Origin of the sequence: Plantactinospora veratri (assembly GCF_036421995.1) — a bacterium.
Taxonomy (GTDB): Bacteria; Actinomycetota; Actinomycetes; order Mycobacteriales; family Micromonosporaceae; genus Plantactinospora; species Plantactinospora veratri.
On record NZ_JAZGQL010000029.1, the window covers coordinates 22,571 to 37,182 of the forward strand.

Below are 14,612 nucleotides of genomic sequence, written 5' to 3' on the forward strand. Positions count from 1 at the left end.
CCGCTCCGCCGTTTCTCGGGCACCGGCCGACCATGCCCGGCCGTTCGGCCGGGTGGCCGACCTGTGCCGTATACCGCGCCCCCGGTGGGCGCCGATGAAAGGATTGCAGCGTGACGACGTTCGTTGACCGGGTCGTACTGCACCTGCAGGCCGGTGACGGCGGGCACGGTTGCGTCTCGATCCACCGGGAGAAGTTCAAGCCGTTCGGCGGGCCGGACGGCGGCAACGGCGGACATGGCGGCAGCGTGACCCTGGTGGTCGACCCCCAGGTGCACACCCTGCTCGACTTCCACTTCCGGCCCCACGTCAAGGCCGAGAACGGCAAGGGCGGCGCCGGCTCCAACCGGGACGGTGCGAACGGGCACGACCTGGTGCTCAAGGTGCCGGACGGCACGGTCGTGCACGCCATGGACGGCACCGTACTGGCCGACCTGGTCGGCACCGGCACCACCTTCGAGGTGGCCCGGGGCGGTCGGGGCGGTCGGGGCAACGCGTCGCTGGCCAACGCCCGGCGCAAGGCGCCCGGTTTCGCCGAGCTGGGCGAGCCCGGGGACCGGCTCGACGTCGTACTCGAACTCAAGAGCGTGGCCGACGTCGGCCTGGTGGGCTTCCCGTCGGCCGGCAAGTCCTCGCTGATCTCGGTGCTCTCGGCGGCCAAGCCGAAGATCGCCGACTACCCGTTCACCACGCTGGTGCCGAACCTCGGCGTGGTCCGGGTGGACGAGCACACCTTCACCGTCGCCGACGTGCCGGGGCTGATTCCCGGAGCGGCCACCGGCAAGGGGCTCGGCCTGGAGTTCCTCCGGCACATCGAGCGGTGCGCGGTCCTGGTGCACGTGGTGGACGCGGCCACCATGGATCCGGGGCGCGACCCGCTGGCCGACATCGACGCCATCGAGGCCGAGCTGTCCGAGTACGGCGGGTTGGCCGACCGGCCCCGGCTGGTCGTACTCAACAAGATCGACGTACCGGACGGGCGGGATCTCGCCGAGATCGTCCGGCCCGACATCGAGGCCCGTGGCCTGCGGGTCTTCGAGGTCTCGGCGGTGACCCGGGAGGGGCTGCGCGAGCTGACCTTCGCGCTGGCGGAGCTGGTCGAGCAGTCCCGGGCGGTGGCGCCCGACCTGGAGCCGACCCGGATCGTGATCCGGCCGGTCGCGGTCGACGACGCCGGCTTCACGATCGAGACGGCGTCGGACGGCGCGTACGTGGTACGCGGGCAGCGGCCGGAGCGCTGGGTCAAGCAGACGAACTTCGACAACGAGGAGGCGGTCGGCTACCTGGCCGATCGGCTGGCCCGGCTCGGCGTCGAGGAGCAACTCGCCAAGGCAGGTGCGGAACCGGGCAGCCTGGTCCGGATCGGGGAGCGGGAGTTCGACTGGCAGCCGACGCTCTACGCCGGTGCCGAGTACGTGCCGAGTGCGCGGGGCACCGACAGCCGGCTGGCCGAGAAGGTGACCCGGCCGACCGCCGCCGAGCGGCTCGCCGCCCGCAAGGCCCGCCGGCAGCGAGCGCCGGAGGCGGCGACCCCGGACCCGACCCCGGACGATACCGTCGACCGGCCCGGCGACGACACGGCGCCGGACGCGGACTAGTTCGCTGCGCCGACGCGGACCAGTTCGCTGCGGTGGGCGTGGATTAGTTCGCTGCGTCGGCGTATCGGGTCCACTTGGCCGAAACCTCGCCGAAACGCCTGGTGGCTAGCGTCGACGGTGTGCTGATCGAGTCGCGTGCGTCGTCGGATCCCGAGCTGGCCGCCCTGGTGGTGGCGCAGCAGCGTGAGCTTCGGGAAGCCGACGGCGGTCTGGACGGGCAGGTGTTCATGCCGCACGACGACGCCCGCTACCTGGTGGGCGTGATCGCCGGCCGGGCGGTGGCCTGCGGGGCGATCCAGACGCTGGACCGGGAGACCGCCGAGGTCAAGCGGATGTACGTGCGGCCGGCCCACCGGGGTCAGGGCCTGGCCCGGCAGATGCTCGGCGCCCTGGAGGAACTCGCCCTGCGGGCCGGGCAGACCGTACTGCGGCTGGAGACCGGCAGCTACCTCCCCGGCGCCATCCAGCTCTACCTCTCCTCCGGTTACGTGGAGATCCCCACCTACGGCGAATACGTCACCAACCCCTACAGCGTCTGCTTCGAGAAGCGCCTGCCAGAGCACGTGCGGCAGCCCGCTACTTCGGGGAAAGAGTGGCAGCCCGGACGGGCCGGGGCCACAGTCTCCCTGAAGTAGCCCTCAGGGCAGCAGCCCCAGCGCGCGCTTCGCCCGGTGGACGGTGTCGGTGGCGTTGTCACGGGCGCGGTCGGCGCCGTCGGCGAGTACCCGCCGGACGTAGCCCGGGTCGCGGGCGAGTTCCGTGTGGCGGAGCCGGATCGGCCGGAGCATCGCCTCGACCGCCTCGACGACCGCGTTCTTCAACTGGGCGTACGAGCCGTACTCGTCGGCCAGGGCGGTGGGTGAGCCGCCCACGCAGGTCGCGAGGATCTCCAGCAGGTTCGCCACGCCGGGCCGGCGTCGCGGGTCGTACTCGACGGTCCGGCCCGGGTCGGTGACGGCACGCAGCACCTTGCGGCGGATCACCTCGGGCGGATCGAGCAGGAAGATCGTGCCAGCCTCGCTGCTGCTGGTCTTGCCCATCTTGGCGGTCGGATCGGTCAGGTCCATCACCCGGGCCGACACCGTCGGATGAACCGCCCGGGGGATGGTGAAGGTGTGGCCGTACCGGGTGTTGAACCGGGTCGCCACGGCGCGGGTGAGTTCGACGTGCTGGCGCTGGTCGTCGCCGACCGGCACCTCCTGCACGTCGTACAGCAGGATGTCGGCGGCCATCAGCACGGGATAGCTGAGCAGGCTCAGCCGGACCTGCCGGTGCCGCGCCGACTTCTCCCGGAACTGGATCATCCGGTGTGCCTCGCCGTAGCCGGTGGCACACTCCAGCAGGTAGTGCAGTTCGGTGTGCTGCGGTACCTGCGACTGCACGTAGAGCAGCGCCCGGTCCGGGTCGAGGCCGGCGGCGAGCAGTACGGTGGCCTGCTCCAGGGTGAGCGCCCGGATCTGCGCCGGTTCATGGGTCACGGTGAGCGCGTGCAGGTCGGCGAGGAAGACGATCGTCTCGGCCCGGTACTGGCCGGAGACGATCGGCCGGATCGCACCGACCAGGTTGCCCAGGTGCAGGTGGCCGGTTGGTTTGAGGCCGGTGATCCGGCGTAGCGCCGGTGCGTTCGGGGCGACTGCGGCGGTTGCCGGAAGTGCGGTGCTCGGGGCCATGACGGGTGCTCCTTACCGGTTTGGCAGCCGCCCCCGGGTGAGCACATGCGAAACGGCCGCCCGGAGGGCGGCCGTTGGCTGTTGTTCGGGTACGCGGATGCGTGGGCCGCCCGTCAGGGCAGCCACCAACCGTTCGAGGTCATCCGCACACCTCCACGATAGCAGGGCCGGTGTGCCGGGTGGGCGGTCCACCGCGCCGGGGCTGGGCGCGCGCGGGGGGCTCCCGAGCGGGCGGGCGGTCCACCTCACCCCGGTCGGCGGACCGGTGCCGGACGGCTCCCGGCGATCGGTCGGCGGCGGTCGTCAGCCGCCACCGGCGGTCGCCGGGAGCCGGTACGGCGGGTCAGCCGGTCGGCACCACACCGACGTTGAGTTCGGCCACCGAGGTCCACCGGTTGCCGCTGACCTCACCGAGGGCGCGGAGCCGGAGGTACCGGCCGCTGGTCGGCGGGATCGTCACCGTCTGTTCCGCCGCGCTGTTCGGGAAGGTGCCGGTGGCGACCGGGGTGCCCCAACTGCTCCGGCTGTTCGAGACGTACACCTCGTAGCCGGTGATCCGGCCGCCGGTGTTCGAGCCCTGCCGGGGCAGGTAGTACAGCCGGTTGACCGTCCGGGCGCTGCCCAGGTCGAGGTCGATCCAGTGCGGGTGCGCCGGGTTGGAGAGCAGCCGCTGGGTGTGCCAGATCGACGAGCTGTTGCCGTCCCGGACGTTGTTGGCCCGGCCGTTGACCAGTAACGTCTCCTGGCTGTCCGCCCCGGCCACGGTCCAGGCCGACTGCGGCAGCCGGGTGCTGCCCGACTGCGGGTTGTAGGTCGCGGTGTAGCTGGCCGGGGTGGTCGGGGCGGTGAGCACGTGGGTCTGCGCCCCGCCGTCGGACCAGGAGCCGAAGACGTACGGCACGCCGCCGAGGGTCTGCGGGGTGACCGCGCTGACGGTGTTGCTGGACCCCTGGATGACGGTACGGGTGAAGGGTGCCGCCTGGGCCGTCGCGCCGAAGACCAGTTGCAGGCCCTGCGGGCTGGAGTTGAAGGTCAGGTCGACGGTCTTCGGGTCGAGTCGCACGCTGGTGCTGTGCGACAGCCCGCCGCTGTCCGTGGCGGTGAGCACCAGCTCCAGGTAGGACGGATACTCGTGGTCCGGCCCGAACATGCTGCCGCTGGTGCCGGTGAAGTCCTGCAACGTGTGGGTGTGGCAGTTGTCCAGGGTGTAGCAGTGGTGCAGCAGCATCCGCCAGTGCAGCGCGCTGGCCGGCAGGGTGCCCTGGTCGGGGTCGGTCGCGTGCCCGGTGAAGCTGATCGTGTCGTTGACCGCCCAGGTGAAGTCGTCGCCCGGGCTGTCGATCACCGCGGTCGGCATGCTGTTGCCGGTCTGGATCGGCACCGTCTGGGTGCCGGAGGCGTTCAGCGTGTCGTAGACGGTGAGCCGGGCGGTGTACGGGCCGCCGGCCGGATAGGTGTACGTCGCCGTCGCCGTGGTGGCGTCGACGGTGCCGTCGTTGGTGAAATCCCACTCGTAGCGCAGCCGGCCGGCGTCGGCCGGGTCCGCGTCGGAGGAGCCGGTGCCGTCGAAGTTCACCGTCAGCGGAGCCGTCCCGGAGGTGGGGGAGGCGGCGATCGACGCGACCGGCGGCTGGTTGCCGGGGAAGTAGCGGACCCGGCGTACCGAACCGGCGTGGTCGACGTAGTAGAGGTCGCCGCCCGGCCCCATGGCCAGGTCGACCGGATTGGCGGCGGCGCTGCCGAAGGTACGCCGGTTGCTCGCCACCGGCAGCCCACCGGGTGCGGCGGGCAGCATCGCCCAGATGCAGTCCCGGGAGTAGTCGGAGAAGAAGAGCGCGCCCGCGTACTCGGCGGGATAGCTGCCGCCGGCCGCCGGGTAGAAGGCGGCACCCGAGACCGACGAGCTGCCGGTCGGGCACGCCTCCCCGGCCACCACCCGGGCGGCGTGGTCGTACGTGTAGAACGGCGCCGTCTGCCCGGCACCGCTGTAGAGGCTCTCGCACATGTCGAGGTTGGCGCTGTCGTAGCCGCTCTGCCGGCCGGCGCCCTCGAAGCACGGCCAGCCGAAGTTGGTGACCGAGGCGGTCGGGTCGACCACCCGGTTGACCTCCTCCCACCGGGTCCAGCCCACGTCACCGGCCCACACCTCGTTGGTGCCGGGGCGGATGGTGAACCGGAACGGGTTGCGCAGCCCCTGGGCGACGATCCGCCGGGTGTTCGGGTCGGGGCTGGCCGCCGACGGGTTACCGGGGGCGGCGGCGCCGGTCAGCGGGTCGAGCCGCAGCACCGTACCGTCCAGGCTGGTCGGGTCGGCGGTGGTCCGGGAGTCCTGGGAGCGCAGCGCGCCGCCCTCGGCGGTCGGCGGGGACATCGTGCCGCCGGGCGGGTCGGCACAGGGATTCGGTGGGGTGCCGAGCTGGCCGTAGTCGACCAGGTCGTAGCTGGCCCCGTCCCCGGCGGTGGCGTAGAGCATCCCGTCGGCACCGAACCGCAGGTCACCGGTGGCGTGGCTGGCGTACTGCTGGCACCAGTCGTCGATGAAGACCTGCTCGGTGCCGGTCATCGTGTTGCCGGCGGCGGTCAGTCGGGAGAGCCGGCCGGTGACGATGCACCGCCCGCCGTTGGTACCGCCGACCGAGGCGCAGTTGTCGTTCCAGTACGGCGCGGTCTGCCCCGGTGGGGCGTCGTAGGCGTAGAGCACGTAGACGTACGGCTGGGTCGGGAAATTCGGGTGCAGGGCCAGCCCGAGCAGTCCACGGTCGTGTTGGTTGTGCACGTTCGCCGACAGGTCGGCGAAGACGGTGGCGGTGGTGTCGGCGAGGTCGTCGTACACCTTGATCCGGCCGCCCTTCTCGGCGACGAAGACCCGCCCGTCCGAGGCGAACTCGATGTTGGTCGGCTGGTTGAGGCCGGTGAAGACGACCTGTTCCTGGAAGCCGGTCGGCAGCACCACGGCGGCGGCGGGTGCCGTACCGGAGATCGGTGCGGCCAGCGCGGCGACCAACGCGACCGCGACTCCTGTCCGCAGTAGACGGGCGACCGGTGACGGTCGTGCGGAAGATGGCATTCGTTCCCCCAACTTGGCGCAGCTCCAAGTAGTGCACGGTGCGACCTTCGCGCCGGTCCGGGACCGGGCGCACAAAGGATCTGTCACGCTAGGGGGAGGGGCGGGGCGGGGCAGCCCAGTACCGCCCGTAGTCAGCATCTCGTGACTACGGGCCTACCGTACGTCGCCTGCTGTATGGGGATGATGCCGCCCGGATCCTGACGCACCGCCTCGGCGGATCATCGGAGAGTGCCCGGCCGGTCGGGCGAGGCGGTTCCGCCCGACCGGCCGGACCGCGCACACGGTCGGCGTCGCCGGCCGGCGTTCATGCGTCCGCGTCGCGTGCCGACGCTCACGTCTTCGCGTTGCCGGCCGGCGCTACTGTGTCAGCCGCCCATCGATCAGGAGGACCGCATGGCGGATCCAGGTAGCCCGGCGTCGCCCGCCCAGCCGGTCCCGGAGCCGCCCCCGGCACCGGAGCCGACACCGGAGCCGCCACCGACGGCGACGGGGTCGGCAGCGCCGGAGGGTGCGGGCGCCGGACGGTTCTGGGACCGGCACAACAACCTGTTGACCCTGCTGGTCGCCGTGGCCGGCCTGGTGGTCGCCGCCTTCTCGCTGGACTACGCCAAGGACGCCAACGCGCTGGCCGAGCAGCAGGAGCGGGCGAAGAACGCGGACGACGTGACGTTCTGGGCTATCCCCGCGGACCATCCGGAGAACCCGATGGATGCCGGGGCGCTACAGATCCAGAACCGTTCCCGGGCGACCCTCACCAGCGTCACCGTGCTGACCAGCCAGGACGGCGAACTCTCCTGGACCATCTCCAAGGGGTTCACCACGATCCGGTCGTACGCCGCCTGGAAGGTCCACGACATCGGTTCCTGCATGCTGTTCACCAGCGAGAACCTGGATCCGGAACACGAGGTCGTGGCGATCGCGTACATCCAGGACGGTGCGACCTGGCTGAACGTCAGGGGGCATCGACCGATCGAACTCGGCGACGGGAGTTACCGGATCGACAGCCGGGTGACGATCGCCCGAGGCAGCATGCGGGTGACGGTCGTCGTCCCGACCCCTTCGGCCGACACCGGAACCCCGGCGCCACCCTCGCCCGACCCGACGGTCTCCGCCGCCGCGCCCGTGCCGTCCGGGTCGGACCTGCCGTCCCCGGCCGCCCCGGTGGAGGGTGACCGGTGGGAGCGCACCGACGCCTGCTGACGACAACCGCGCAACGGGCTGCCCGGGTGCGCACCGGCCCGCCCCGCTGCCCTGTCAGTCGAGGTCGAACTCGCCGTCCTGCGCGCCGGCCACGAAGGCGTCCCACTCGGCCTGGGTGAAGACCAGCACCGGACCGTCCGGTTCGGCGGAGTTGCGCATGCCGATCAGATCGTCGACGAACGCGATCTCGACCGCGCCCTCGGAGTCGTCGCCCTCGGCACGCTGCCACACGGCGCGCGACAGGTCGAAATCGCCCTTGGGGTGCTGCGCCATCGTCGGTTCCTCCATAAGGTGATCTGGCCGGGACCGAACCGTCCGCGGACCCATCGTGCAGGATAAGCGGATGCCGAGCCTGACCCGGGTAGCGGCGGCGGAACGCGCCGCCCTGCTCACCGTGGAGTCGTACGACATCGAACTGGATCTCACCGGGCCGGCGGAGCGGTTCCGGTCGACCAGCACGGTCCGGTTCCGGGCGGCCGCGCCGGGAGCCGGGACGTTCGTCGAGGTCAGGCCGGCTCGGCTGCTCGGCGTACGACTCAACGGCGTTGAGCTGGACCCGGCCGCGCTGGACGACAACCAGTTCCCGCTGACCGGGCTGGCCGCCGACAACACGCTGGTGGTCGAGGCGGAGATGGCGTACTCGAACAGTGGGGAGGGGCTGCACCGCTTCGTCGACCCGGCCGACGGCGAGACCTACCTCTACGCGATGTCGGGGATGGACAACGCCCAGCGGATCTTCGCCTGCTTCGACCAGCCCGACCTGAAGGCGCCGGTGGCCCTGACCGTCGTCGCTCCGGAGGACTGGATCGTGGCCGGCAACGGGCGGCTCGACACCGGGCCGGTCACCGGACGGTGGGTATTCGCCCCGACCCCGCCGCTGGCCACCTACTTCGTGTCACTGGTCGCCGGCCCGTACGCGGTACGCCGGGCCGAGCACGACGGTATCCCGCTCGGCCTCTACTGCCGGCGCTCGCTCGTCGAGCATCTCGACCGGGACGCCGAGGAGATCCTCACCGTCACCCGGCAGTGCCTGGACCGGCTGCACCGGCTCTTCGGGGTGCGCTACCCGTTCGACAAGTACGACCAGGCGTTCGTGCCGGAGTTCAACATGGGCGCGATGGAGAATCCGGGCCTGGTGACCTTCCGGGACGAGTTCCTGCCCCGGTCGGCGGTGACCGACGCCGAGCGGGAGCAACGGGCGAACGTCATCGCGCACGAGATGTCGCACATGTGGTTCGGCGATCTGGTCACCCTGCGCTGGTGGGACGACCTGTGGCTGAACGAGTCGTTCGCCGAGTACTTCGGCACCCGACTGACCGCCGAGGCGACCCGCTTCGACCGGGCCTGGACCACCTTCGCGCTGCGCCGCAAGGCCGGGGGGTACGCCGCCGACCAGCGGCCCTCCACCCATCCGGTCGCGCCGACCGAGGTCGTCGACGCCGCCGAGGCGCTGGCCAATCTCGACGGCATCTCGTACGCAAAGGGTGCCTCGGTGCTCCGCCAGCTCGTTGCCTGGCTCGGCGACGACGCCTTCCTGTCCGGGCTGCGAGGATATTTCGCGGCGCACCGGTTCGGCAACGCCACCCTCGCCGACCTGCTGGCGGCGCTCGCCGCCGGCAGCGGTCGCGACCTGGCCGGCTGGGCGGCGGTGTGGCTGCGCCAGCCGCAGCTCAACACCCTGCGTGCCGAGGTGCGGCTGCGCGAGGACGGGCACTACGCCGAGGTCGCCCTGGTGCAGACCGCCCCGCCGGAACATCCGGTGCTGCGCCCGCACCGGATCGGTGTCGGGCTCTACGATCCCGATCCGGCCGGCGGGGGAACCGCGCTGCGGCTGCGGGACCGCGTCGAGGTGGACCTCGACCCGGCGGTGGACGGCGGTCGTACGGTGCTGTCCGGGCTGACCGGTCAGCCGGCGGCCCGGCTGCTGCTGCCCAACGACGGCGACCTGACCTTCGCCAAGGTACGTCTGGACGCCGCCTCCGTCGCCGCCGTGCCGTCGGCCCTGCCCGAGCTGGCCGATCCGCTGGCCCGGGCGCTGCTCTGGGCGGAGGCGCTGGACGCGGTGACCGACGGAGAACGCCCGGTGGCCGAGCTGGTGGCGCTGGTGGTGGCCGCGCTGCCCGCCGAGACCGAGGTGGTGGTGGTGCAGGACGTGCTGGCTCGGACTCGCGACCTGCTCGACCGCTATCTCCCGCCGGAGGTCCGGCCGGCCGCGCTGGAGCAGCTCGCCGGGGCCTGTGCGCGGCTGCTCGCGGTGGCGCCGCCCGGCGGCTCGGGCCAGCTCGCCGCGGCGCGCGGCTGGATCTCCTCGACCGTCGACACCGGCCGGCTGACCGGTTGGCTGGCCGGCAAGGACGTACCCGACGGGCTGGCGGTCGACGCCGAGCTGCGCTGGGCGGTGCTGCGTCGGCTGGCCGTACTCGGTGCGGTGGGGGAGCCGGAGATCGGCGCCGAGCAGGCCGAGGACCCGAGTGCCAGCGGGGCGGAGCGGGCCGCGCAGTGTCGGGCGGCGCTGCCGGACCCGGCGGCCAAGGAGCACGCCTGGCGGCTGCTCGTCGGCGAGACGAGCCTGTCGAACCGGCTGCTGGAGGCGACGGCGCACGGGTTCTGGCAACCGGAGCAGGCGGAACTGACCGACTCCTATGTGGAGCGGTACTTCGCCGAGATGCCGGGGGCGGCGCGGCGCCGTACCCCGTGGGTGGCCGACCGGATCGCGGCGGTGGCCTATCCGTGCTACGCCGTCGCCGCGCGGACCCGGGAACTGGCGGCGGCGCTGCTGAACCGGGAGGACCTGCCGTCCGGCCTGCGTCGGGTGGTAATCGACGAGGACGACGACCTACGTCGGGCGCTCGCCGCGCGGCGCTGAAGCCGGGCCGGGCCTGGCCGAGCGGGTGGGCCGGAAAATGCGATCTGGCTCATGCTCGCCGGACCGGGCGGCGCGTCCGGCCTACGATCAAGCCGTGGAGGCAGACATCCGGCGGATAGGGATCATGGGGGGGACCTTCGACCCGATCCATCACGGGCACCTCGTCGCCGCGAGCGAGGTGGCCGACCGGTTCGAGCTGGACGAGGTGGTCTTCGTGCCCACCGGCCAGCCGTGGCAGAAGGCCGACGAGCCGGTCAGCTCGGCCGAGGACCGCTACCTGATGACCGTGATCGCGACCGCCTCGAACCCGCGCTTCCAGGTGAGCCGGGCCGACATCGACCGGGGCGGCCCGACCTACACCGTCGACACGCTGCGCGACCTGCACTCGGAGTACGGCCCGAAGGTGCAGCTCTTCTTCATCACCGGTGCCGACGCGCTGGAGAAGATCCTCTCCTGGAAGGATCTCGACCAGATGTTCGAACTGGCCCATTTCATCGGGGTCACCCGGCCCGGTTTCGTCCTCTCCGACGCGCACCTGCCGGCCGACACGGTCAGCCTGGTCGAGGTGCCGGCGATGGCCATCTCCTCGACCGACTGCCGCGCCCGGGTGGCCGCCGGTGGGCCACTCTGGTATCTCGTCCCCGACGGTGTGGTGCAGTACATCGCCAAACGGAGGCTGTACCAGGGGTGATTCCGCCCGTTTTCATGCTCATCGTTCGTTAACTGCCGCGCCGTACGGTCCCCGCGTGTGAGAGGCTAGAAGGGTCCGACGGTTGATCGAAGGAGAATGGTGACAGCTTCCGACCGCGCCCGTGAGCTGGCAACGGTTGCCGCGCAGGCCGCAGCCGACAAGAAGGCGCAGGACATCGTCATCATCGACGTGGCGGACCAGCTGGTGATCACCGATGCGTTCCTGCTCGCCTCCGCGCCGAACGAGCGGCAGGTGACCGCGATCGTGGACGCGATCGAGGAGGCACTGGTCGGTCTTCCGGAGAAGGCCAAGCCGGTCCGCCGCGAGGGCGAGCGGGCGGGCCGCTGGGTGCTGCTCGACTACGTCGACCTGGTGGTGCACGTCCAGCACAGCGAGGAACGCGAGTTCTACGCGCTCGACCGGCTCTGGAAGGACTGCCCGACGATCCCGTTCGTCGACCGGGACCTGGTGGAGGCCGAGGCGGGCATCGCCGAATGACCCGGCTGATCGTCTGGCGGCACGGCAACACGGACTGGAACGCCGCCAACCGGGTGCAGGGCCAACTCGACGTACCCCTCAACGACCTCGGCCGCGAGCAGGCCACCGAGGCCGCGCCGCTGCTCGCCGCGCTGCGCCCGGACGCGATCGTCGCCAGCGACCTGCGCCGGGCGGCCGACACCGCAGCCGCGCTGGCGGCGCTGACCGGGCTGCCGATCCGCACCGACCTCCGGCTCCGGGAGCGGTTCTACGGGCAGTGGCAGGGGCTGCTGATGACCGAGGTGGCGCAGCGGTTCCCCGCCGAGTACGCCCGCTGGCGCAGCGGTGACCCGGATCCGGGCGCCGAGGTGGAGAGCCTCGACGACCTCGGCAAGCGGGTCGGCACCGCGTTGCAGGAGGCCGCCGACGCCGTACCGGGCGGCACGGTCGTGATCGCCACGCACGGCGGCGGCGCCCGGCAGGGCTGCGGCTATCTGCTCGGCTGGGACTCGACCGTGCTGCGGTCGGTCGGCTCGCTGAACAACTGCCACTGGACCGAGTTGCGGCACGACGAGGTACGCGGCTGGCAGTTGCGCGGGCACAACGTCGGCCGCCTGGTCGCCCCGGGCCCGGCCCCGGCCCCCGTCTGAGCCGTTCCCGGCGGGTCGGCCGCCCGGCTGGGTCGCCATCCGGTGGCCGGCCGGTCGTTCCGCCGCCGGTGATCGGCTAACGTGCCGGAATGCCTGTCGCGGTCGTCACCGACTCCACCGCCTACCTGCCGGCCGAGTTGGCCGACCGGCACCGGCTCACCGTCGTACCGCTGATCGTCGTGCTCGACGGGACCCCGGGACGGGAGGGCATCGACGTCGGGCCGGCGGACGCGGCCCAGGCGCTGGGCGCCCGGCGGTTCGCGATGAGTACGTCCCGGCCGGCGCCGGAGGAGTTCGTCGAGACGTACCGCCGGCTGCTGGCCGAGGGGGCCGACGGCGTCGTCTCGGTACACCTCTCCGCCGAACTCTCCGGCACGGTGGAGGCGGCCCGGCTGGCCGCAGCCGAGGCGGGTCCCCGGGTCAGCGTGGTCGATGCCCGGTCGACCGGGATGGGTCTCGGTTTCCCGGCGGTCGCCGCCGCCACGGCCGCCGCCCGGGGTGCGGGCCTGACCGAGGTACGCCGGGCGGCGCTGGACGCGATTGGCCGGACCAGCACCTTCTTCTACGTCGACACCCTGGAGTTCCTCCGCCGTGGTGGCCGGATCAACGCCGCCGAGGCGCTGCTCGGCACCGCCCTGTCGGTGAAGCCGATCCTGCACGTGGCGGATGGCGGCATCGCGCTGCGGGATCGGGTCCGCACCGCCGGGCGGGGGCTGGCCCGGCTGGTCGACCTCGCCGTGGAGGCGGCCGGGACCGGTGAGGTCGAGGTGGCGCTGCACCATCTCGCGGTACCCGGGCGTGCGGCCGAGTTGGCGGAGAAGCTGGCCGGGCGCCTCGGTGACCGGCTCCGGGCCACGTACGTCACGGAGGCCGGCGCGGTGATCGCCACGCACGCCGGACCGGGGCTGGTCTGTGTCGTGGTGCACCGCTTGTAGTTGACCTCGCCGTCTCGCGGCCTTCCTGGAGGAACGCGGCTTCCGGCCCGGTAGGCGTTGACTGGGATCGATCTGGCTGATCTTATTGGACAGTAAACCTTCCTAAGAGAAGTGGTCGTCCGCCACCTTGCCGACGCTTACGCGAGCAGGAGGAGCAGCGTGTCCAGATCCCGTCTCCGCGCCAGAACATCCCGGATGATCGCCGCCGGGCTACTGCTGTCGACCGCCGTGATCGTCCCGTACGCCGGTCCCGGTGCCGCCGCGCCGGCCGGGCCGGCCGCCCCGCTCGGTGCCGAGGTGCGGGTCGCGGCGCCGCCCACCTTCACCCACCCGGGCGTACTCGTCAGCCGGCCGCAACTCGACTTCGTCCGGGGTCGGGTCAACGCCGGGGCGCAGCCCTGGAAGGGCGCCTACGACCAGATGATGGCCAGCGCCTTCGCCTCGCTGAGCCGTACCCCGAAGCCCCGGGCGGTCGTCGAGTGCGGCTCGTACTCCAACCCCAACAACGGCTGCACCGACGAGCGGCAGGACGCGCTGGCCGCGTACAGCCTGGCGCTGGCCTGGTACATCACCCAGGACAGCCGGTACGCGGAGAAGGCGATCCAGATCATGGACGCCTGGTCGGCGACGATCCGGGACCACACCAACAGCAACGCACCGTTGCAGACCGCCTGGGCCGGGTCGAGCTGGCCCCGGGCCGCCGAGATCATCCGGTACACCTACGGCGGCTGGTCGTCGGCCGGCGTCAGCCGGTTCGGCACGATGCTACGCGACGTCTACCTGCCCGAGATCATCAACGGCAACGCGACCAGCAACGGCAACTGGGAACTGAGCATGATGGAGGCGGCACTCGGGATCGCGGTATTCCTGGAGGACCGGGCCGGTTACGACCGGGCGGTCGGCAAGTTCCGCGACCGGTTGCCGGCCTTCCTCTACCTGACCAGCGACGGGGCGTACCCGCGCGGCCCGGTCGGCAGCAGCATCGACACCCGGGCCGAGATCGTGTCGTACTGGCACGACCAGGAGGTCTTCTCCGACGGACTCTCCCAGGAGACCTGCCGCGACTTCACGCACACCGGGTACGGCATCTCGGCCATCTCGCACGTCGCCGAGACGTTGCGGCACCAGGGCCAGGACATCTATCCGGAGATCCAGGACCGGCTGCGGCACGCGCTCGGCTTCCACGCCAGGTACGAGCTGGGCGACGCCGTACCGTCGACGCTCTGCGGCGGCAGCCTGACCCTCGGGCTCGGTCCGGTCACCGAGGTGGCCTTCAACGCCCTGAACAACCGGCGGGGCATCCCGATGACCCGGACCCAGCAGCTCACCGAGCGGCAGCGCCCGGCCGGGACGAACTACCTCTTCGTCGCCTGGGAGACCCTGACCCACGCCGGCAACCCCCACTGAGGCGCTCGGGTCGCCGGCCGGCGTGCGGTCGGCCTGCGACCCGGGCCGGGGGCA

At 72.0% G+C, this 14,612-nt stretch carries 12 protein-coding genes; 9 read left to right on the forward strand and 3 right to left on the reverse strand.

What is annotated here, in order from left to right; all coding sequences use genetic code 11:
* Window positions 1–110: 110 nt before the first annotated feature.
* Complete coding sequence (gene obgE / locus V1634_RS29045) at window positions 111–1,595, forward strand: GTPase ObgE (RefSeq protein WP_331210915.1); 1,485 nt, start codon at window positions 111–113, stop codon at window positions 1,593–1,595.
* Window positions 1,596–1,714: 119 nt separating this feature from the next.
* Window positions 1,715–2,230: a GNAT family N-acetyltransferase gene (locus tag V1634_RS29050; protein WP_331210916.1), complete on the forward strand. Its 516-nt coding sequence runs from the start codon at window positions 1,715–1,717 to the stop codon at window positions 2,228–2,230.
* 3 nt (window positions 2,231–2,233) lie between these two features.
* Here the strand turns inward: V1634_RS29050 and trpS are convergent, their stop codons facing one another.
* Both trpS and V1634_RS29060 read right to left on the reverse strand, forming a co-directional pair.
* Window positions 2,234–3,265, reverse strand: a complete 1,032-nt coding sequence (gene trpS / locus V1634_RS29055) for a tryptophan--tRNA ligase (protein WP_331210917.1) — start codon at window positions 3,263–3,265, stop codon at window positions 2,234–2,236.
* Between the two features lie 343 nt (window positions 3,266–3,608).
* A complete protein-coding gene (locus V1634_RS29060; RefSeq protein ID WP_331210918.1) occupies window positions 3,609–6,269 on the reverse strand; it encodes a PQQ-dependent sugar dehydrogenase in 2,661 nt (886 codons plus the stop codon).
* Window positions 6,270–6,725: 456 nt separating this feature from the next.
* Here V1634_RS29060 and V1634_RS29065 point away from each other — a divergent pair, with 456 nt between their 5' ends.
* Window positions 6,726–7,532, forward strand: a complete 807-nt coding sequence (locus V1634_RS29065; RefSeq protein ID WP_331210919.1) for a hypothetical protein — start codon at window positions 6,726–6,728, stop codon at window positions 7,530–7,532.
* Between the two features lie 54 nt (window positions 7,533–7,586).
* Here V1634_RS29065 and V1634_RS29070 read toward each other — a convergent pair whose 3' ends face one another.
* Window positions 7,587–7,805, reverse strand: a complete 219-nt coding sequence (locus V1634_RS29070; RefSeq protein ID WP_101371446.1) for a DUF397 domain-containing protein — start codon at window positions 7,803–7,805, stop codon at window positions 7,587–7,589.
* A 70-nt stretch (window positions 7,806–7,875) separates the two neighbouring features.
* Here V1634_RS29070 and pepN point away from each other — a divergent pair, with 70 nt between their 5' ends.
* The 6 genes from pepN to V1634_RS29100 all read left to right on the forward strand — a co-directional run bounded on the left by pepN (window position 7,876) and on the right by V1634_RS29100 (window position 14,558).
* Window positions 7,876–10,398, forward strand: coding sequence for an aminopeptidase N (pepN, locus tag V1634_RS29075; RefSeq protein WP_331210920.1), 2,523 nt, complete (start codon window positions 7,876–7,878; stop codon window positions 10,396–10,398).
* Between the two features lie 94 nt (window positions 10,399–10,492).
* Entirely contained in the window at window positions 10,493–11,089 is a 597-nt protein-coding gene (gene nadD / locus V1634_RS29080; protein ID WP_331210921.1) for a nicotinate-nucleotide adenylyltransferase, read from the forward strand.
* A 99-nt stretch (window positions 11,090–11,188) separates the two neighbouring features.
* Window positions 11,189–11,587, forward strand: a complete 399-nt coding sequence (gene rsfS / locus V1634_RS29085) for a ribosome silencing factor (protein WP_331210922.1) — start codon at window positions 11,189–11,191, stop codon at window positions 11,585–11,587.
* Window positions 11,584–12,216: a histidine phosphatase family protein gene (locus V1634_RS29090; RefSeq protein ID WP_331210923.1), complete on the forward strand. Its 633-nt coding sequence runs from the start codon at window positions 11,584–11,586 to the stop codon at window positions 12,214–12,216. The genes rsfS and V1634_RS29090 overlap by 4 nt, the downstream gene beginning before the upstream one ends.
* An 89-nt stretch (window positions 12,217–12,305) precedes the next feature.
* Complete coding sequence (locus V1634_RS29095) at window positions 12,306–13,151, forward strand: DegV family protein (protein ID WP_331210924.1); 846 nt, start codon at window positions 12,306–12,308, stop codon at window positions 13,149–13,151.
* A 195-nt stretch (window positions 13,152–13,346) separates the two neighbouring features.
* Entirely contained in the window at window positions 13,347–14,558 is a 1,212-nt protein-coding gene (locus tag V1634_RS29100; RefSeq protein WP_331210925.1) for an alginate lyase family protein, read from the forward strand.
* Window positions 14,559–14,612 lie beyond the last annotated feature (54 nt).

What these genes read in the sequence shown, in the direction of transcription:
- V1634_RS29100 (WP_331210925.1), top strand. Translation starts at nt 13,347, where the DNA reads ATGATCGCCGCCGGGCTACTGCTGTCGACCGCCGTGATCGTCCCGTAC.
- V1634_RS29065 (WP_331210919.1), top strand. Translation starts at nt 6,726, where the DNA reads ATGGCGGATCCAGGTAGCCCGGCGTCGCCCGCCCAGCCGGTCCCGGAG.
- V1634_RS29095 (WP_331210924.1), top strand. Translation starts at nt 12,306, where the DNA reads ATGCCTGTCGCGGTCGTCACCGACTCCACCGCCTACCTGCCGGCCGAG.
- V1634_RS29070 (WP_101371446.1), bottom strand. Translation starts at nt 7,805, where the DNA reads ATGGCGCAGCACCCCAAGGGCGATTTCGACCTGTCGCGCGCCGTGTGG.
- trpS (WP_331210917.1), bottom strand. Translation starts at nt 3,265, where the DNA reads ATGGCCCCGAGCACCGCACTTCCGGCAACCGCCGCAGTCGCCCCGAAC.
- pepN (WP_331210920.1), top strand. Translation starts at nt 7,876, where the DNA reads ATGCCGAGCCTGACCCGGGTAGCGGCGGCGGAACGCGCCGCCCTGCTC.
- V1634_RS29090 (WP_331210923.1), top strand. Translation starts at nt 11,584, where the DNA reads ATGACCCGGCTGATCGTCTGGCGGCACGGCAACACGGACTGGAACGCC.